The following is an 18,656-nucleotide window of genomic DNA, read 5'->3' as shown; positions in this document are numbered from 1 at the left end:
TCTGAGCGCGCGGCATCCCTTGCGGGCCCGTATTTAAAGAACTGGCTCGCTATCGCGGCAATGCCCGGTAGCGGGCCAGTTTCGTATCAAACCCCTTCCAGCGGGCGCCAGTCCCGCTGGGCTTGCCGGACCTTCACTGTCTGGCGCTTTTTCGCATTCTCGATCGACGCCCCCGGCGCGCGTATGTTGTTGGAGATCGTTAATTTTGGGAGTGGACGAAATCTGGGGGAGGCAACTCTGAAGTTGACCCGGTTCGACGGATAGATTTGCAGTTGAGTCTAATGCGGTGCGGCGCCTCCCGATAAGGTTGAATCGCGGGTTGTCCACGGCCGGGCGGCGGGTCTCCTGTCACGACCACGACGCTGCCCGGCGGTGGACAACCCGCGCGGCGATAAGCTTTGATCTTGCGCATGCAGGTTTTCGAACTCGAGCGGCGAACAGTAGCCGATGCTGCTATGCAGGCGGCGTATGTTGTACCAGCTCTCCAGAAACGAGAAGAGGCGCCGCCGTGCCTGTTCGTGGGTCGCGAAGTGTTCACGACAGAGCAGTTCGGCTTCGAGTGTGCCGAAGAACGACTCGCACATCGCGTTGTCGTAAGCATCGCCGGCCGTGCCCATCGATGGCTGTACGCCTGCTTCGCGGCAGCGCCGTCCAAAGGCAATGGATGTATATTGGCAGCCCTGGTCGGAATGTAGAATCACACCTTCATGGCGTCGTTGCTGCAACGCCATGTCCAGCGCGCGTAACATCAGTTCGGTGTACAGATGGTTTGACATCGCCCAGCCGACGATGCGACGGCTGAACACATCCAGCACGACCGCCAGATAGAGGAATCCTTCACCCGTGGGTACATAGGTCGCATCTGCGACCCACAGCACGTTTGTCGCCTCGGCACTGAAGTGCCGGCGCACCAGATCAGGCGCACGCCGGGCGCCTGCGCGTGGCCGTGTGGTGCGCGGCCAGCGCCGCCGGCTTGCCCCGCACAGACCCGCCATACGCATGAGACGCGCCACCCGCTTGCGACCCACGTGTACGCCTTCGCGCGCGAGCTGCGCATGGATACGCGGTGCCCCATACGTGCCGCGCGAGCTCGCATGTAGTGTGCGGATGTGCGCGAGCAGTTGCGCATCGCTACGTGTGCGCATCGCGGGCTCTCGCACCAGCCACGTGTAATAGCCGCTCGTCGAGACGCCGAGCAGCCGTGCCATCATCGCAATGGGCCAGCGGGCCCGGTTCGCTTTCATGAATCCGTACCGCCCTTCGGTGGAATGGATCCCGTCTCCCTCGCGAACCAGGCTGCCGCGTGAGAGAGGATGTCGCGCTCCATCTTCAGTTGCCGGACTTCAGTCGGCTCGAACTCCTTTTCCAGTTCCTCCGGCCTGCGTCCGGCCTTCACCAGGTCGACCATTTGCGCCCGAAATTCCGCCGGGTACGGGGTACGATGCTTGCCCATTTCGGCACCTCCTTCTCCAAAGGATAGATGTCCGTTTTTGCGGGTCAACCTCAGTATGCCGTTATTGTATTTCTTGCCAGGCCGAGCGATGAGCAACTATCTATCCACCGGCGTGCGTAACAGTTTGAAGCGATCAGCGGGTATCGCCCCCAATCCGGTTCGACCAAAGCGCTGTCTGCACCCATGAATCGTTCTCCCCGGAAGCGTGTTGTCGATCGCCCAGTAACGGACAACGTGCAACAAGCGAAATCGCCTACGCCCCGGGTTATCCACCGGGCTGCTCGCCTCTCGCTATAGAAAAGCGGGCGGCAGCCCGGTGGATAACCCTACGCGAATTCGCGCTTTCCATGCCCTACGCCTATGCATTGACCTACCGTAGCACGACTTCAATTCCAAATAACTAAAACTATCGACCCCTTCGTTTTTTCGGGAAAGGATCGACCAACGATGCGCCCTCTTTTCGGCTACGAATGGCACCGGCGCTTGAACCCGGCCTTCGGCGCGATGCCGATGGCTCGCCTTAGGCCGTCGACGGTCGCTCCGTCAAACGTCAACGACCGGTTCTAATCCTGATAACTCCACGTATCAGGGTTGCGTTTAAAGGCGTATCTGAGCGGTGATAATCCGCATTTTCACCGCAACCCATATGGCCCGAGCCACTCCTGCGGAGATCTTACGGCTGGCGCCCGTCGCCTCTCACGGCTCTTAATCGTCTGGATCAGCGCGAAGCCGAAAAACCGATGTCACATCCGCACAATTGTTTCCGCGTCACTGTTTTCCCGGTCCGCTCATGAGCGAGCGCACCGTGACCGCTTGGTAGAGACAAGGCTGTACGTCGATAGCGACACTCAGACAGCCTCCAGCCGCGTTTTGCAATGCCCCATCGTCTTCGCGACTGATACAAACTGCCTTTGTCGCAGCCAACCCGAGCGTCTATATTGGATAAAGGCAACGCAAGGGCAGCGTGCATCGAATCACGCCCTTCATCGGCAGCCGTCCGCATATCTCCACAGTTCAACGATCGAGGAGTGAGGTAGTGGAAATCCTGAAATGTGTCACTACCGTAGGCGCCCTGATTGGCCTTGTGAAATGTATCCAGTTATTCAGCCGCCACTGCCGTCGCCGTTTTGGACATCGCTTTTTCACGCTTCGCGCATTCTCGTTGGCGGCACTCGCGATCAACCTCATGGGGCTGGGATTTTATTGCTATGCAAGTGACGTACGCGATCATGCTTCCATTAATAATGGATTCGTTCTCGTCGTTTTGAGCTTCGTCCCCATTGTCTGGATGGTCTATGAAAACATCCGTGAAACGGACCTTGTCCACGGTCTAGGCGGTTCGGCATTGCAGTTGGCGTTGTTCTTCCCCGTGGCACTCTATAGCCTCCCGCTCCTGCTGATTGCTATGGCAATTGTGCTTTTCGCATCCTTCAAAGCTGGGCCGGCGTGGCTCGTCGATCGCTAAGTGACGGTTAGCCTTCCGCACCAGTGCGCTTTATCGCGCCGTCCCGCCCTCCACGCACCACACATTGGAACAATACCTGCGGGTCATCTGACCCTTGCAGCCGAAGAGGATCAGTTCTTTATGCGAAGCGGCGCTGTCTGCGCCTACGACCGTACACCGGATGTCCATCATCATCTCACCTCAGCGTTCCGCATCCGGCCCGACATCGTTCGAACGACAATCTCCTCCCCGTGCCCTGTGGTCCGGCCGCGCCGGTCCGGTAATTCGCTCTCGTTCCGCCGCAAGCTTGTCCCCGTGTACCGGCATGGCACCCACGAAATAAGCCATATCAACCGCCAGTTCACGATCCTCCCGCGCACTGGATCCCGCCATCGCAAAGGCCATCGCACGCCATGCGGAAAACACCCCGCCTTGTGCAATCCAACCCGTCTCGCGTTGCGCGTCGGTCGGGACGGCTCGCCAGAAACCCGGCGTCTCGCCACGCTCCATCATGTGCACGACTGCAGGTTTGGGATACCGTTGTGTGACGCCGCGGGTTCGCCGAGAGGTGGCGTTCGCCTCAACACCATGCGCCCGAAGTTGCTCTGCAAAGTACTCACGCCACCTCTGAAGGTCCTTGTGACGTGGATTCAACCGGTGCCCGTCCGGTCTCCGCACTTGCACACTCAAATGCACATGCGGATGAGCCTCATCATCGTGCGCTGCAAAGACGTACGCGCGTCCGTCGCCAAACTCAAGTGCCGCAAAATCACGCGCCGCATCGCGCACGGCCTGCCGGTTCGTTCCCGGTGGCATCGATAGAAGGATATTGAATACTTCGCGGCGAGTGCTGGTGTCCGGTATGCCCCATCCACCGAACTGCCAGGTTTTCGTGAGATCACGTAGTGCATCGACGCCGGAGATTTTGTCGCCGTTCTGATCTTCCAGATCAACCTGACCGTTACGCGAGATGTAACGAAGATGCCGGCGTAGAGCCCCTATTCCCTGCGCACTAGACGCCTTGTTGGTGATCTTGACCATCACCTCCGGGGTACGCCTCAAAGTTCGGGCCAGTTGGCCGCGCATGCGCGCGGCCTGGTCCCGAACTCCCGCTCGTGAAAGCCGAGACGCCCTCGCATGCCTGAACGGCTCGTTAAATAGTCGATCACCCCAGTTCAGGAGCATCGCGTCGACGTAGATTTTTGGATACGGCATGCTATCGGCTCCATCGGTCGAGATTCGCGCGAATCACACCCGCGACAGCACGCAGATGCGCGTCAATTTGTTCCCGGATGCCCACAAAGTCAACCTGCTCCCGGCACGTAAGTCCCGCTCCACCGCCACGCGCAAGCTGCCCTAACGACCGGCTAATGACAGCAAGCTGCTGGTTCGAAGCCGACAGCGAAAGCAGTTCCCGCGCTCCCAACTGCGGCTCCCGTGTCAGCTGCGCGCGGATTAGGGCCACGACCCACCGATTGCGGTTCAGGCCCCACGTTGCGGCGCGCAACTCGACGGCGTCCCGCTCTGCGACGGTCAACCGGATTTCGATCCGACTGAGCGACTCCCCGACTATCGGCTCGGCGAGTGCAGATTCGATCGCAACAGGTCGATCGCCGGGCCCTGCGTTGACCGCGGCAGCAATCAACTGCCGCACGCCCTCGCCAGCCGACACACCACGGCGCGCGCACCAGGCATCCCAGCATGGCCTCACTGCGCCCAGCTCGACACATATGCGCTCACGGACTCTCACGGCACACCCTAACGTGCTGGCATTGACGGTCCGGCCGGCGCCCGTTCGACTTCCCGAGCGGGCACACGCTCAGCCGCCACGCGCATCCGACGATCGCGGCCCGAAGGCGCGTTTGCATCGAATACCTTCGGCGGCGGCAGCGGGATATCCTCCTTCCCGAAAGCGTCCAGTATGCGTGCGGCGCGCTGCTGCACACGGGAAATGGAACGTTCGCTAAAGCCCTGTTCCCGCATCGCAGCGGTCAGGACAGCCAGGTGCAGCCCGCGCTCGTCATCCCCCCGCTGTGCGCCACGACCACGCTGCGGCACAGGCTCTGCGACAGGCTGTAGACGCTCGTCGGCATAAGGTTGAGCGGCATCACCTGATGGCGTTTCGGCTCGCGACGTAGTTTGAGAAGCCGCCCGTCCACGCCGCACAACATCGACCTGCCACGTATTCCGGTGCACGTCTTTCTCTTCCTCGCCCACCACGGCGCCATCGCCATCCAGAATCGGCACCTTGACAGTCACGAGTCGCTTGCCCAAGTTTTCGAGCGTCACCTGCTGCCCGATCGTGGCCAGCGATTCAAGAACAGCACGCTCGAGATCCACGCCCCACAACACGTGATCGACGCCAGCCTCGTCGCGGAATACCACGTAATACGAGTCGCTGCGCGCGGGGTTGTGCTGATAAGGCGCGCCTCCATGCTCGCGCAGTTCTCCGACGTACCGCCGTGGCGCGTCCGGATCGTCATTCGCACTATTCTGGCTGTCCGGAACAGGCGGCGGGGTTGGGCTCTCCTTGTGCGTAGGCCCAGCAGGAGATGCGTCATTCGAAGCGGCTCGCGCACGCGCCTGCGGCGATGGTGACGCTGCATAATGTTCATCTGTGCTCCTTCCCGAACCAGCGATAGCTGTTGGCTCTAGCTTCAGACCTGCTTCAATGCGATTGTTCAGCCGCGCCTGCCGGGCGTCGGCGAGGCGAGCCAGATCCGCAGCCTTTGGCTCGTAGCCGCGCACCTCCATCCCGAGCAGCGTGGCCTGCAGCCACACCTCGCTACGGAACACCTCGTGCCCCGAAACGCGGATGCGTTGCCACGATTTGGCATGCGCCATATCGACCATCGACTCCACCACGTCCGGCCGGTTGTGCTCGGTGACGAGGTACGGCCCCAGATCCTCGAAAGCGAGCTGATACGGTGCCTCCTTCAGGAAATACTGGTTGCCCGCGCGCAGATACCGTTTGCGGACACGCTCCGGTGGCTGGTCGACAGGCACGCGGCCCGTGACGCTATGGTGCTGCAGCACATCGGCGACCGATCGTTCGCCAGGCGGCCGCAGTGCCTCAGCGTCGTCGCGAATCGCCTGATCGCGCAGTCTCGTCCGAGCCGCATCGAACTCTCGCCGACGCCGCGCCGACACCGCATCCAATGCGGCCGAGTTCAGCCTGTCATCACAGTCATTACCTCCTGATGGAGCTGCCGCGCTACTCACGCCCGGCACATCCTCCTCGATCACATTGATAACCGGATCAGAATACTGGGCCGAAGACATGCGTGACATGATGCAACCTCATACTGTTCAGGGCAGGTTTTGCAAATGAACACCGCGACCGCGATGCGCTATCGATCGGGAGGTGCCACCGGTTCAGGCGACGACGTGTGTTCGTTCGATTTCTCCAGTGCCGCGGCGCGTGCCTCTCTAATCCTTGCCCATGATCTCGCTTGCAATTGATCGAGCATCGTCTCGAGATTCGGACTGAAATTCAGTTCACGTGCGGACTTCTTCAGCGAACCGACCGTCCGTTCCAGCAGATCGCGCGCGCGATCCCATGGATAGACCTTCGATCGATCGCCGTCATACCCGACCAGCACCTCGGAGCCATTCAACCGTGCGTTCCCGTCCATCCATTTCAGACGCTCAGAGATGAACTCCATCTGGTCCTTCCGGTGAAACACGACGCTACGCGTTGAGACCTCCTGAATCAGGTAGTGCTCGGTATTGAACACTTCACCGCGGTACGGCCCGCCGTTCTCGCGCGGCGTTGCCATCCTGAGCGGTATGCCGAACCGTTGCCCGGCCAGTGCCTGCATATCTTCCGGAACGTCATCCAATCCAAACAATGGCTCGCCGACCGGCGCACGCGTCGACGCAAACCGTGGCAGAGCGCCAACGGGGACCACCGGAGCAGTCGACTCATCGGACGCAGGCGGTGCAGCAGATTCGGGCACCGCCTGTTTCGCCAAGCCACGTTCCGGTGACTGACGACGCTGATTTTCTTCGGTGTCGTCCGCCGGGCTCTCTTTAGAGCGCTCCATTTCTCCCTCCTCATTCCGTTCATCCATCTCACTTACCTGCACGTCGGACACGACATCCGTATCCCGCAATCTGTTCGCTCTCCCAAGGGACTGACAGGCCGCTTCACGCAGATGATCACCCACGGCATCGAAACCCGACAGTATCGCCATGTCGCTGAAATCGTTCGGAACCTTGCCGTTGATACGCTTGTCTTTGGCAAAGACCGGCCACGCCAGATGCGCCCTTGCACCTTCTGCCGCCCGCCGTGCATCCGCGTCACCTCGCCCTAGTTCGCCAAGCACTATCAGATCGCTATCGGGAAACCGCTCACGCAACGAGGCGGCAACCTGTTCGAGATTCCCACTCGAGAGTGCCGCTGCTGCAAACCAGCCCGTCGCACGGTATGTGGACAGAGCCGTCGCCATGCCCTCACCGATCAGGATCGGTGCGGATGCCTCCTCCAGAGTCGGCGCCGATCCGGTCGTCCAGTACCCCCCCTTCTTCACGCCCCCCGCCAGCGACGATTTCCGGCCGTCCTCGTCGATCAGCTCCAGCGTGGAGATCGCATTGATCCAGACCGGCACAATCAGGACGCGCCCGACCAGCGGCTCTTCCTCGCTCATCGGCGCGTATCCAAGAAGCGAGCGTAGCTCCTGCGCATCCAGTTCACGTAAGGTCTCGACCGGATCGAGGCGCTTGCGCGTCAGGTAAGGATGTTGCGGCCCCACTGGACGCGACCACTGCCAGAGTGCGTCCGCCTCGCGGGCCACCGCGACATGACGGGCCTGCCTGCGTTCTTCCTCGCGCGTGCGGCGCTCAATCACCTCGGGGGAAGGCACGGGGGCAGTTGCCATCCGATCCGGATACTGCGAACGCTTCAGATCGAAACCGTGCTGGCGCGCGAGCCAGAACAACGAGGCAAGGGTCTTGCCGCCTGATGCATCGGCTGAGCGCCACGTGGTGCGCGCGGCACGTTCGCTATAGTTACCCGCGGTGCGGCTCCTCTCATCCCAGATATCGAAGCCCTCGTCGCCGAATCCCTGCTTGAGCGCGAACGCCATGTCCACCCACGTCCCGTAATCGTCCGCAGGAATTGCCGCCAGCGCTGCGCGTGCGCGTGCCGCCTCATCTACATGTGGCTCGTTCATTGACCGCCTCCCTGGATCGGCACAACATTCGCAGGCACGCGCCGCGCAAACGTGCGGCGGGTTCGTGATGGTTCAACCGTGGAAAGCTCCGCCGCATCGAGATCGGCAACCGACAGGCGGCGGGTCGCTGTCTGGACCTTTTCGGCGGGCACCCCAAGCAGCATAAAATGCCGCTCCACATACGCCACGGCATCGTCTTCACTGATGTCAGCGAGGCTCGGCGGGAGATCGCGAGGATCCCATGCCTGCAACACTTCCAGATACTCGGCGGCTGGATTGATGAGGCCCGCGCCTTCCGGATCGATCTCATCTGTCCGCAACTCGCGCAGCCGTCGTTCGACCACGACGCTGAAACGCGCCAGATTCATGGCTGGCACCGAGGGTGCCGCCATCTTGCGCGACACAAATTCTGGATCGCGCCAGTAGCAGATCTTGTCGGCCAGGATCGGCTTGGTGTTTTCGAGCACGATGATTTCCTTTTCGCGCCCCAGCTCCTTCAGTTCCTGCGGCAGCAAGAGTGGGCGGCGCTGCTCGGACACGCTTTCGCTCGACCCACCGCGACCACCGAAGACCCCGTTCGAGCGGCTGACGCTGCGTGACTGGTCCGTAAACGTGCCAAGCATCTCCGAGTAGTCGTTCGCATCTTTCTGCTCACGCGGCGCGTAGAGAATCTGCATTGCGTGATTGGTGATGAAGGTGCGCGCGTCGGGCCGGCCGTAGACAGATTCGAGTTGCGCGATCGACTGGACGATAGACAGCAGGCGCAGGTTATAGCCCGACATGTAGGCAACTGCCCGAGCGATGATGTGGATTTTTCCGATCGCTGTCATTTCGTCAAGCAAGACCAAGCATTGGAATTTCAGCGTGGGATCGGCTTCGGGCAACTGCTTCGTATTGAGATTGACGAGTTGCGAGAACACGAGATTTACGAGCAGCGCTGCCTCCGACAGATGATCGGGCGTGATGCCGATATAGACCGACATGCGGCGTTTGCGCACATCACGCAGATCGAAATCGTTGGCGCTCGTCGCTGCGTCGACGATGGGATTAGCCCAGATTGTCAGCGGCGCATTGAAGGTCGCGAGAATGCTTGCCAGCACCTTATCGTCGTTCGAGAGAAAACGGTTCAGCGCATCGACACACGGTCCAGTCAGCAGACTACGATGCTGAACGAGTGCCCGCTGAAGGTAGGCTTTCACTGGCATGCCATTGCCCGAAGACTGCCGCAAGACCTCCCCCATCGTGACCGGATAGTCCTGAGTCGACGCACCCTTGCCAGCGCGGCGCGCATCACGCCACTCGCACAGCAGCAGCACGATGCCAAGGAAAAGATTCCTCGCCTGATCCTTCCAGAAATCGTCGTGCCCACCAGGCGGATAGAGGGCGTAACCAATCGCGAGAATTTCACCAACGCGGAACAATCCATCCGAGATCGCCGACAGCGGGTTGTACCGATGCGTGCGACCATCCTCCGCGAACGGGTTGAATAGATAGACGTCCTGCCCGCACGCATGCCTGAAACCCGCGGTGATGGCGTAATTCTCCTGCTTGACGTCGAGCACCACTACCGAATCCGGGAAACTCAGCAGATTCGGGATCACAATGCCAACGCCCTTGCCCGAACGCGCGGGCGCCGCCAGCAGGACGAACTGCTGACCGGTGAATCGCAGATAACGTCCACGCCAAACACCAACAACAATGGCAGGCGTCGAATCCATGCTTGCGAGCGTGCTCATAGCAGCCCCGCATCGCGGATTTCCGCGTCGCTGGCAAACCGCGCACTACCATAGAGGCGTCGTCGGCCGGACCGCTCCCACAGAGCATGCAGGCCGAACGCCGGCCCACCGAACGCCAGCGAAACGCCAAAGATAGCCGCACCGGCCAATCGCCGGCCATCACTCGGCATCAGACCGTCGTGTCTCGCGAGTGCCGCGTCGAGCCACCCCCACAAGCCGGCATGCAAGGGATTGATCCGTAGGCTCGCGTAGAGGAAGAACGACGCCAGCCAGAGCGCGGCGACCAAGCCTCCGAACAGGATTGCCAGCACGGTCACTGTGATGACGGCCATTCGTACTTGATGGGACACGAAGAGAGATAGCTTCACCATGACCGTTCTCTCCTACGCAAACGCCGTCTGGACCCTACGAACCGGATCGAACCAGATTTCGGTCATGCCCCAACGCTTACCGGTCTGTTCACCTGCCCCGTTGAAAATCGGCTGCACTTCCATGTGCGCGACGATATCGATGGTGAGAAAAAGCAAACGCTTCAGCGCGGCATCGTCGTAGGCCACAGCCTCGGGGTGTTCCTTCGCCATCAGTGCAAAGCGCTCAATCGCGACCGTCGCATTCGAGGCGTGATAGCTCGTAATCGAACCAGCGTGCCCTGTCGTCAGGAGCTTGAGGAAGTCGTAGGCTTCAGCGCCGCGCAGTTCGGCCAGCAGCACGCGATCGGGGCGCATGCGCATCGTGCTCGCGATCAGATCGGCCGGCGTGACGCGCGCCTGGCCTTGACCGCCTTTGCTGTACAGCAGGTGCACACAGTTTTCGATGTGCCGGATAAAAAGCTCCCGGACATCCTCGATCGTCACGATCCGTTCGGTCCGCGGGATAAAGCGGGAAAGGGTCTTTATGAAACTGGTCTTGCCACAACCCGTGTTACCGACGATCACGATATTCAGCCGCCCAGTGACGGCCAGGTCAAAGAATGCGCCCCAATCCCGCGCATCCAGGCACTGCACGAGTCTGCTATCCCCGGGTCGCAACAAAGGCAACGCGGCGTCGAGCCCGTTTGGGCGATGCCATAGCGTTTCGTCGAACAGTCCCTCGTCACGGTACGTTTCGATGGTCTTTTCGTCAGCGGACGGTCGACGGATTGTGATCGAGACCGTGCGCGGCGGCACAACCGGCGGCACTACAATTTGGATCCGTGCGTCGCCCGGCAACAGCGCCGAGAGCACAGGATGCAGGGCTGAAACCTCTTGGTTCGTGAGCGTGGCCACTGCCACCGCAAACGACATCAGCCGTTCGAAATCGAGCTCCCGATAGTCGTGGCCATGCCAGCCGCGATGTGTCTCGACCAGCACGCGCTGTGGCCGGTTGATGACGAGTTCGGTCACACCCGCGTCATCGAGCAGCGGCGCGAACGGCCGCATCAGCTCCCGTACAGACGCGTCGTCGGGCAGGCGCGCCAGCACGGCGTCATCTGCCTGATTCGATCTGTCCATGCAGACATTCATGGTGTGAACTCCGGCTGCAGCGCATAGACCGACCCGAAATCCAGATCTCGCGCGATCACGATCATGAACTCCGCGCCCTGGTTCTTGGTCAGCGTCGGCGGGATGTTGATCGTGCTGTCGAGCACGCGCGTGGCCATGTCATTGCCCTGCTGCTGCGTGCTCGCGTAGACAACCGAACCGTTGCTGTTCCCGCCGCGTGTGGCTAGATAGCCGATCGCATCCTGGGTGATGCCAAGCATCACCGCGGCACCAACGCGTGGCCTCCAATGATTGTCGACAAAGCCATCGATGCCCATGCGCCCGAGCGCATCGGCTACTGGCGAATCGATCTCGACCGTCACGCCTAACGGCGTCTTGACCAGTGCCGACAAGACGAAGATCCGCTTCTGGCCCGGCGAAAGGTTAGAGCGGTACTCGCTGTTGATCTGCGAGCCTCGTTCGATCAGCACGACCCGGCCATCGTCGGAATACACGTTCTTCGTCACCGTGCAGGTAGACATGCCCGCATCGGTGGAATCGAACGCCGTATCGCCCACACAGTCAATCTTGGCGCCCTGCGCGAGCATGAGGCTGCGATTCCCCAGCATCCCAGCGCGCACGCGCGGTGTGGCGGTCGGCGACAGCGCCTGCGCCAATGCGCCGCCTGCCTGAGCCAGCCTCTCTCCTGATGGCCCGATTCCACCAGAGACTGTGGCCACGACCGACGATGCAACACCCGAAACCTCGGCCGCCGCCGTGTCGTGACCGCCCGCGTCGCCCACTGCAAGCAACGGCGCATCGTAATAGCTGCGACGTGCCCCAATGTGCACGGCGCCGACCGGCTCCGGTGCTGTGCCCGGCCCCGGAACCTGTACGGGACGCACGGCAATAGCGCTTGCAGCAAATGGCGCGGCGGCGGCGACACCCACCGCGGGGGTAGGACCATCCTTGAACACACGCCCCTGGGTCGACGTATCGGCCACAGCATCGCGGTGCGCCTTCGCATCTGCATCGTGACGCGCAAGGAAACCATGCACGGTCCACACCGCGCCGGCACCGACCATGAGGACGATCACAATCGGCGTCAACCACCAGGCACGCGGGCGAGCTCTGCGGTATTGGCCCAGCGCCGGCATGCTGCGATCCACGACCATCCCTGGTGAATCGATACCGCCCATTTCCAGGCCGGACTGCGCACGATCTGACGGGCCATCGGGCTCAATCGTATTGCGAGGCGCATCGTCATTCATCGCCGTGACTCCGCAAGACGCGTTTCACGCCGCTGGCAGTCGTGCCGCCTTGGGGCGGGACGCCATCCATGTCGTAAGCGTCGTTCCAGATTCCGACCACTTCGTCCGCGAGCCGCAGCACGAAGCGCTTCGCAACCTCGTGCACAACGATCGTGTCGCCCTGCACGTGTTTGTCCACGACGCTCTCCGTACCGTCATCGGCCACCCGGAAAACCGCCGGCATCCGCCGGTTGTTCGGGATCCGGAGGTAGGTGAACCGTCCGTCATCCCACGCCGATGTTGGCGCAATGTCATCGGAGTGCGGTATCACTTCCATCGAGTAGTGGACGTTGCGCACCACAGGCGGCTGCGCGAGACGTTGCTCAACAAGCGCAGCATCCGTGTTCGCGCGTGCCAGCGCCTTCACTTCATCCGGATAGGTGAAAGTCACCCGGTACATCACGTCGTGGTTGCCGAACTTCGCCTTGAGCGGCAATACCACCAGATCGAAGCTGTAGCTGCGGCGGTCCGTACGGATCTCCAGATTCGAATCGTGCGCAGCAAGTTGCGGTTTCAGGTACACGTCGTGATCGCCTTTGTTCGCCACAACCTGCCAGCCGTCTCGATCACCAGGTGCTACCACCAGGATCCGTTCGTGCGGGTCGAGAGCGATATGGGTGGCAATGCCCCGTTGTGCCTGAATACGAACGACATCGTCCGGCTCGTACACCACCTGCCGCACGCGCGAATCGCCGAACCAGCCCGGCAAATCGGCAGCGCTCACGGAGTAGGTGAGCAGCAGCCCCACGAGTGCGACACAAGGAGCGAGCGCTTTCATGGGGTGCCTCCCGGCGTCGAGGCTGGAGCTATAGAGACAGCCGGCGGCGTATATTCGAGATCACGACTGTAGGCTGTCACCTTGAACCCGAACGGATTGGCGATCGCAACGCTCTCGCGCGTGAATACGGGTGGCCGGTAAGTAAAGGCGAGCGTGATCACGAAGCGCTGCGTCGGCTCCGCGTTCACCACCCCACTCCTGAACGACGTGCGTTCGATGTGCACGACGGCATGCCCGGGTTGGTCAGGCGGCAGCGTAGTCGAGAGAATGCGGATGCGCCGCTCGATGCCCGGCCCCAGTTGCCGGTCCAGTGCATCCGGACCGCCATAGATGCTGCGGAAATCGCGCGCAACCACGTCATCGCTCATGACGAGCACGCTGTCGTAGTCCATCTGTAGCAGTCCCCAGTCATACCGCTCGCGCGAACGCACATATGCCTCGACCCAGTGCTTATCCTGGATATCCTTCGTGTGTACGTGGCGGGCATCGAGTACGTCGATCACCTGGGCTTCGCCGGTCAGGCGATCAACCTCGATTGGTAGCGGCACGACGCGATAGAACGGCACCATCAGCGCAAGTGCCGCTGCGCTCAATACGGCGACCGCAAGCGCCGCATAGGCTACATACCACCCGCGCCGCTCGGATCGCTCCTGCAGGTAGGTCAGCGATGCCTCGATATCGAGCACGCGCCCATAGTCGTGCGGTGCGCTCATGATCGGACTCCTGCCCCCGACGACACGGGTAGATATTGGGAAGCCGGCGCTGCAGGTGCCGGAAGCACAGAAGTTGGCACTTCAGGCACCGGCAGAATGCCGTTGACGGGCACGCGGTGCAGACCGTCCGGCAACACGGGTTTCGACGGCCCGCTGCCGCAGGCCGCCAGACTCCAGGCTAGGCACCCCGCGAGGACGATGGAGGTAAGCGCACGCATGGCATCCTCCTCAGTTCCCGAACGAAGCCGGCACCATCTGGTCCTGCAATCGGGCCGTGTTGCCAGCCCGACTCAGCGCCAGTTCACTTTGTTGCTCGGCCACGAGCTTGTCCTCGGAATCGGCCAGCATCCGGAAGAGCTGCAGCTTCGTCATCTCGTTGCCGACCGTCGTCGTCTCGGCCTGGATACGCGCCTGCAACTCGGCCACCCCCTTAGGGTCCTGCGTCACGTCGATCTGTTGCATCAAGCTCTGGATCTGGTTCAGCTCATGCAGTTCGGTCTGGTACGCCTGAAGGCCGAACGCCTTGTCCTGAAACGGCTTGTTTAGCGTGCGCTGGCATACCTGCTGGTCAATGCCGGTCTGGTCCTGGCAGTTGTAGATCTGGTTCGCCGAGCGCAACGCCTGGGCGCTGCCCGTCAGGCCCGCGTAGCCACCGTTCTGGATCGCCGTATAGACGCTCTGCCAGTTCGAAGGCAGCGAGCTGGCGACGACCGGATTGCCCAGCAGCGCACCGAAGCCACGCGTGCCGACCGTCGACTGATAGATCTGGATTTCCTGCTGTACCTCCTGCTCAAGCCGGGCAACCGTCGCGATAGCCTGCACCACGTTCTGCGCGTCGAACACAGGAATGCCCTGTGCATGAGCGCCGGAACAGAGCACCACCCACACGATCGCGGCCCGCGCCAATCTGGTTTGTCCTGTCATGGTCATCACCTCACATTCATTCGCCCTGCCGACCCAGGTTTGTGCGCGCTGCGCGCTGGTAAGCGGGCATGGAGTCGTTCGCCGAACCCCCTCCGCCTGATCCGCTGCTGCCGCCACCACCTGAGCCGGTGCGGTTGCGAATCTTTCCGCCAGGCGATGAGCCGCCACCGCTGCGAGAAAACGCCTGAGCGAGTGCGCTGGCCATACGTCGTGCGGCAAAACCCGCCACGAACGCGCCAAACCCGGAAAGCGTGGCCCCACCGGAAAGTCCCGATGCAACTGATGGCAACTGCCAGCCGACCATCGCGAGAAAGACCCCGGTTGCGAACAGACCGATCGCTGCAGCGCCCGCCGCGGCATCGTTGAGAGCAGCGGTAATGCCTTGCATCACAGCCGACGGGTCTGCACCGGGGAAGGCACCAGCGGCATTGAGGGGAGTCAGATCGGCAGAGAATGCCGTGAGCGCCATGCCGAGAAAGGCGGCGACGAGCACCTGCAACAAGGCGTAATTGGCGACCTTCGCGGTCCAGGCCTCGAAGAAGCGCGCGGTTGGAGCAAATGCCGCGCAGGCAATGAAAATAGGACCAAGCCCAAGCACGAGATCGAGCAGCATCCTCGCCATCGCCACTTCGAAGGCGAGGACGATGAGGAAGATCGAACCACCGAGTGCGGCGATGATCCCGCACAGGAAATCACCGATAGCGGCGGCAAGTCCGCTGACACTGATCCCCTCGTGCGTCGCCTTGTCGAAATAGGCGTCCATCACGAGGTCGATCTGCTGGTCGTAGCAGTCGAGCGTCTGGTAGATACTGGTCGCGCTCTGCGCTGTCACGCTGCCGCCATTGACCGACCCGCATCCTGAATTACCGCCGCCCGACGTATTAGCCGCGTTCTGGATCGTCTGGGCAAGCCCGGCCGTTGCACCATTGATCGCCGTCACGACCCGCTGCTGGTAGATGCCGGCGCTCAGCGCGAACGCGAGCGTGATGGCGACCTTTAGCCCCCGCCAGGCAAACGCCGGGACAGCTTCGTGGGCTTCACCCCGCACAACTGCCAGACCGTAGGCAACAACCCAGATCGTAACGGCCGTGGTTATGACTGGCACGAGCGCGCTGGACAGGGCCGATGACACGTTCGTGATGTAGGTGGACATACCGTTTTCGAGAGTGCCACCGACGGCGGTAAAGAGGCCACTCATCGCACACCTCCCGCTCCCGGCGGCAACGGCGAACGCAGCCCGCCGTTCGCCGCGCGCCGCCGGGCAAGCTGCTCGTGGAAAACCGGCAACCAGTCTTCCGGCGCATCGCCCACCTGCGCGCGGATCGTGTCGAGAAGCTCCACGTTGTCGGTCGTGCCCGACAGCACGTCGAGTACGTCTCCGAGGCCGGCAAGATCAAGTCGCCCAATGGCCGAGCGATGGCCCTGCTTGACCAGGAACAGCCGACTGTTCTCGCCGAGATTGCGCACGATGTTGAATTCGGCTTCGGTCAGCTTGAAACCACAAACGTAATCGTCGTAATCGGCGCGTGGGTTCGGCAGGAAGAAGAACGTTGCGCTCTGCTCGATCAGCGCACTGGCGATCTCGCTGTGCAACACATCCGCAGGCGATTGCGTATCGAAAATCCCGAGTCCGTTCTGCTTGCGGATCGTCTTCTGCTTGTTCTTCGCAAAATCGGTGAAAACGGGATCGGAGAGACGCTTCCAGAATTCGGTCATCACGTAGATGAAGCGCCGGCCGTCGATCAGATTTTCGGTCAAGTGCAGCAGGTACATCGTGACCGGCGTCGAGACCTCCGCATCGTCAAGCAACTCGGTATCGTCGAATCCGAACAGTCCCGAGCACGCGAGATCAATGCGATCGGACGGGTTGTCAAATACCCAGCCTAGACGCCCGCCCGAGCACCATTTGGCGAGGCGCGCATGCAGGCTGTTCTCGCCCACGTTCGGCAGGAGTTGCCGCACCATGGAAAGCCGTCGCAGCGTCTTGTCCATGCGGGCAACTTCCCGTACGGCGCGCGAGATATCGAGTTCGTCCCTCGCGGGCAGCGGCACGCCGATATCGACGAACTTGCGCACGAGCCTTTCCCAGAAGTCGAGCACAGCCTCGGTTGGTTCCATCTGGAACGGGTTCAAACCGGTCGGCTCGCCTCGGCGGAACACGGTGTACATGCCGCCCATCGCGCGGATCGCAATCTCGGTACCGCGATCCTTGTCATACAGCACGGCAGTGATGCCGTACTTCATCGCCATCGCGAGTAGGAACAGCTCAAGCACCGTCTTGCCCGCGCCGGCCTGACCGATAATCTGGGTGTTGGCGAGCGCCTTCTCGTCGAGTGAGTCCTTCTTGTCGGGCGTGACGTGGAAGTTCAGATAGAGTGGCTGGCCGCTAGGCGTCTTGACGATCGTGATCGCCTCACCCCACGGATTACCATCACGCTTCCCGGTCGCGAAGTTGTGCAGGCATGCCAGTCCGCAGAAGTTCCGCGACGTAAGCTTGGCCTCACGCGGCCTGTAACGCCAGTTGCCCGGCAGTTGCGCGAACCACGCCGCATCCGCAACGAGATCGATGAGTGCCGTCTGAAAACCCGCGTCGGCAAGTTGCGTGCGCGCCTTCGCCACGCTTTTGGAAACTTCATCCAACGTGTCGCCGAGCACAGCGAGCGAATAATGGTATTCGCCGAGGACGAAATCTCCGTTGATCAGGTCATTAAGCGCAGCTTCCATTGCCTCTACCTGGGACACTGCAGCATCCTCGCCGGCAATCAACTGGTTACGCTGCCGTTCCAATGCCTCTTTCGCGCTCGGCTTGTCGAGGATGGTGAAGCTCTGCGTCTCGATGTACTCAAAGTCGCCGTACAACAAGCCATTGATCATTCCGGGCTCTGTGTCTTCCGGGTAGTCCTTCAGGTCGAGCATCGCGGCAAAGCGGGTCGCGGCCGGCATGCGGATCTCGATCTTCTCGGCCCCAACAAAGAGGCGTGACGTTGGCAGCCCCTCACGGATCGGACCAGCCGGAACCGGCTCGGGCTCCCACGCAGCGTTCACCAGATAGCCAAGCAGTTCCAGCGTCGACGAATATCGGCGCGGGCGCCTGGTATAGCTGCTCTGTCTGGCATAAACGCCGAGCGCGATCGGATCATAGGGCTTCAGACTCGATTCGACCTGGGTGGCCAGCTCTGCCATCGCCTTCAGCGCGTCGTGCTGATCGCGCCGGATATCCTCGCGCGTGCGGCGCGCGGCTCGGCTGAAGACGCGACCGAGCTTCGTGCGGTTCGGCCGGTAGACAAGAGTCAGATACAGCTCGTTGGCCATCATGCGATAGCCGGAAAAGCTCGCGTAATAACGCGTCGCCAGCTCCTGGCAGAAACGGTTGCCGTAGGGCATGGCGAAGTGATCCGACACGCGCCGGCGCAAGCGGTGTGACCAGAGCGCTACGTGGCCGCCCGCGAGCCCGCGCACGAGTTGGTTGAATCCGTCGTGCCGCGCGAGGATGTTGGCCGGATCGGCTGCCTCGAACGCGATGCCGGCGATCCTCCAGATCTGCAGGTAGTCGCCCTCGCGTGTTTTGATGACGTGGTCCGTCACATGCGTCGAGTACGGGATGTAGCCCGCAAGCGGGACTTCGCGGTTCGCCACGGCGACGAGTTGGGGCTCGGAGGGCATG

General features: G+C 61.7%; 13 protein-coding genes and 1 pseudogene. 1 reads left to right on the top strand and 13 read right to left on the bottom strand.

Annotated features, from left to right (window positions below; all coding sequences use genetic code 11):
- Positions 1-410: 410 nt before the first annotated feature.
- Positions 411-1,453 (bottom strand): annotated as a pseudogene (locus tag PQR32_RS31050) (IS3 family transposase); the annotation flags it as partial.
- Between the two features lie 1,036 nt (positions 1,454-2,489).
- Here PQR32_RS31050 and PQR32_RS31045 point away from each other — a divergent pair.
- A complete protein-coding gene (locus PQR32_RS31045; protein WP_408236147.1) occupies positions 2,490-2,918 on the top strand; it encodes a hypothetical protein in 429 nt (142 codons plus the stop codon).
- Between the two features lie 180 nt (positions 2,919-3,098).
- Here PQR32_RS31045 and PQR32_RS31040 read toward each other — a convergent pair whose 3' ends face one another.
- From PQR32_RS31040 to PQR32_RS30985, 12 genes are all read right to left on the bottom strand, one after another.
- A complete protein-coding gene (locus tag PQR32_RS31040; RefSeq protein ID WP_408236144.1) occupies positions 3,099-4,112 on the bottom strand; it encodes a relaxase/mobilization nuclease domain-containing protein in 1,014 nt (337 codons plus the stop codon).
- Between the two features lie 543 nt (positions 4,113-4,655).
- Positions 4,656-6,188 carry an LPD7 domain-containing protein gene (locus tag PQR32_RS31035; RefSeq protein WP_408236141.1) on the bottom strand — a complete coding sequence of 511 codons (1,533 nt, stop codon included), beginning with the start codon at positions 6,186-6,188 and terminating at the stop codon, positions 4,656-4,658.
- A gap of 59 nt (positions 6,189-6,247) precedes the next feature.
- Positions 6,248-8,071: a PriCT-2 domain-containing protein gene (locus PQR32_RS31030; protein WP_408236138.1), complete on the bottom strand. Its 1,824-nt coding sequence runs from the start codon at positions 8,069-8,071 to the stop codon at positions 6,248-6,250.
- Positions 8,068-9,807 carry a type IV secretory system conjugative DNA transfer family protein gene (locus tag PQR32_RS31025; RefSeq protein ID WP_408236135.1) on the bottom strand — a complete coding sequence of 580 codons (1,740 nt, stop codon included), beginning with the start codon at positions 9,805-9,807 and terminating at the stop codon, positions 8,068-8,070. The genes PQR32_RS31030 and PQR32_RS31025 overlap by 4 nt, the downstream gene beginning before the upstream one ends.
- Positions 9,804-10,178 (bottom strand): hypothetical protein, encoded by a 375-nt coding sequence (locus PQR32_RS31020; protein WP_408236132.1) that lies wholly within the window; start codon positions 10,176-10,178, stop codon positions 9,804-9,806. The genes PQR32_RS31025 and PQR32_RS31020 overlap by 4 nt, the downstream gene beginning before the upstream one ends.
- A gap of 12 nt (positions 10,179-10,190) precedes the next feature.
- Positions 10,191-11,309, bottom strand: coding sequence for a P-type DNA transfer ATPase VirB11 (virB11, locus tag PQR32_RS31015; RefSeq protein ID WP_408236129.1), 1,119 nt, complete (start codon positions 11,307-11,309; stop codon positions 10,191-10,193).
- Positions 11,306-12,538: a type IV secretion system protein VirB10 gene (virB10, locus tag PQR32_RS31010; protein ID WP_408236126.1), complete on the bottom strand. Its 1,233-nt coding sequence runs from the start codon at positions 12,536-12,538 to the stop codon at positions 11,306-11,308. Before virB10 ends, virB11 begins: the two co-directional genes overlap by 4 nt.
- Positions 12,531-13,355: a TrbG/VirB9 family P-type conjugative transfer protein gene (locus PQR32_RS31005; RefSeq protein ID WP_408236123.1), complete on the bottom strand. Its 825-nt coding sequence runs from the start codon at positions 13,353-13,355 to the stop codon at positions 12,531-12,533. Before PQR32_RS31005 ends, virB10 begins: the two co-directional genes overlap by 8 nt.
- Positions 13,352-14,068 (bottom strand): VirB8 family type IV secretion system protein, encoded by a 717-nt coding sequence (locus PQR32_RS31000; RefSeq protein ID WP_408236120.1) that lies wholly within the window; start codon positions 14,066-14,068, stop codon positions 13,352-13,354. The genes PQR32_RS31005 and PQR32_RS31000 overlap by 4 nt, the downstream gene beginning before the upstream one ends.
- Positions 14,069-14,296: 228 nt before the next feature.
- Positions 14,297-14,992 (bottom strand): P-type DNA transfer protein VirB5, encoded by a 696-nt coding sequence (gene virB5, locus PQR32_RS30995; protein WP_408236118.1) that lies wholly within the window; start codon positions 14,990-14,992, stop codon positions 14,297-14,299.
- A gap of 16 nt (positions 14,993-15,008) precedes the next feature.
- On the bottom strand, positions 15,009-16,190 hold the full coding sequence (locus PQR32_RS30990) for a TrbL/VirB6 family protein (RefSeq protein WP_408236115.1): 1,182 nt from the start codon (positions 16,188-16,190) through the stop codon (positions 15,009-15,011).
- Positions 16,187-18,655: a VirB4 family type IV secretion/conjugal transfer ATPase gene (locus PQR32_RS30985; protein ID WP_408236112.1), complete on the bottom strand. Its 2,469-nt coding sequence runs from the start codon at positions 18,653-18,655 to the stop codon at positions 16,187-16,189. Before PQR32_RS30985 ends, PQR32_RS30990 begins: the two co-directional genes overlap by 4 nt.
- Position 18,656 lies beyond the last annotated feature (1 nt).

Source organism: Paraburkholderia dipogonis (assembly GCF_046027395.1).
Taxonomy (GTDB): Bacteria; Pseudomonadota; Gammaproteobacteria; order Burkholderiales; family Burkholderiaceae; genus Paraburkholderia; species Paraburkholderia dipogonis_A.
This window is presented reverse-complemented; position numbering and strand designations above follow the sequence as displayed.

Excerpts from the sequence above, each read along its gene's own strand:
- PQR32_RS31000 (WP_408236120.1), bottom strand. The coding sequence starts at position 14,068 with ATGAGCGCACCGCACGACTATGGGCGCGTGCTCGATATCGAGGCATCG.
- PQR32_RS30990 (WP_408236115.1), bottom strand. The coding sequence starts at position 16,190 with ATGAGTGGCCTCTTTACCGCCGTCGGTGGCACTCTCGAAAACGGTATG.
- PQR32_RS31035 (WP_408236141.1), bottom strand. The coding sequence starts at position 6,188 with ATGTCACGCATGTCTTCGGCCCAGTATTCTGATCCGGTTATCAATGTG.
- PQR32_RS30985 (WP_408236112.1), bottom strand. The coding sequence starts at position 18,655 with ATGCCCTCCGAGCCCCAACTCGTCGCCGTGGCGAACCGCGAAGTCCCG.
- PQR32_RS31030 (WP_408236138.1), bottom strand. The coding sequence starts at position 8,071 with ATGAACGAGCCACATGTAGATGAGGCGGCACGCGCACGCGCAGCGCTG.
- PQR32_RS31025 (WP_408236135.1), bottom strand. The coding sequence starts at position 9,807 with ATGAGCACGCTCGCAAGCATGGATTCGACGCCTGCCATTGTTGTTGGT.
- PQR32_RS31005 (WP_408236123.1), bottom strand. The coding sequence starts at position 13,355 with ATGAAAGCGCTCGCTCCTTGTGTCGCACTCGTGGGGCTGCTGCTCACC.
- PQR32_RS31020 (WP_408236132.1), bottom strand. The coding sequence starts at position 10,178 with ATGGTGAAGCTATCTCTCTTCGTGTCCCATCAAGTACGAATGGCCGTC.
- virB5 (WP_408236118.1), bottom strand. The coding sequence starts at position 14,992 with ATGACAGGACAAACCAGATTGGCGCGGGCCGCGATCGTGTGGGTGGTG.
- virB10 (WP_408236126.1), bottom strand. The coding sequence starts at position 12,538 with ATGAATGACGATGCGCCTCGCAATACGATTGAGCCCGATGGCCCGTCA.
- PQR32_RS31040 (WP_408236144.1), bottom strand. The coding sequence starts at position 4,112 with ATGCCGTATCCAAAAATCTACGTCGACGCGATGCTCCTGAACTGGGGT.
- virB11 (WP_408236129.1), bottom strand. The coding sequence starts at position 11,309 with ATGAATGTCTGCATGGACAGATCGAATCAGGCAGATGACGCCGTGCTG.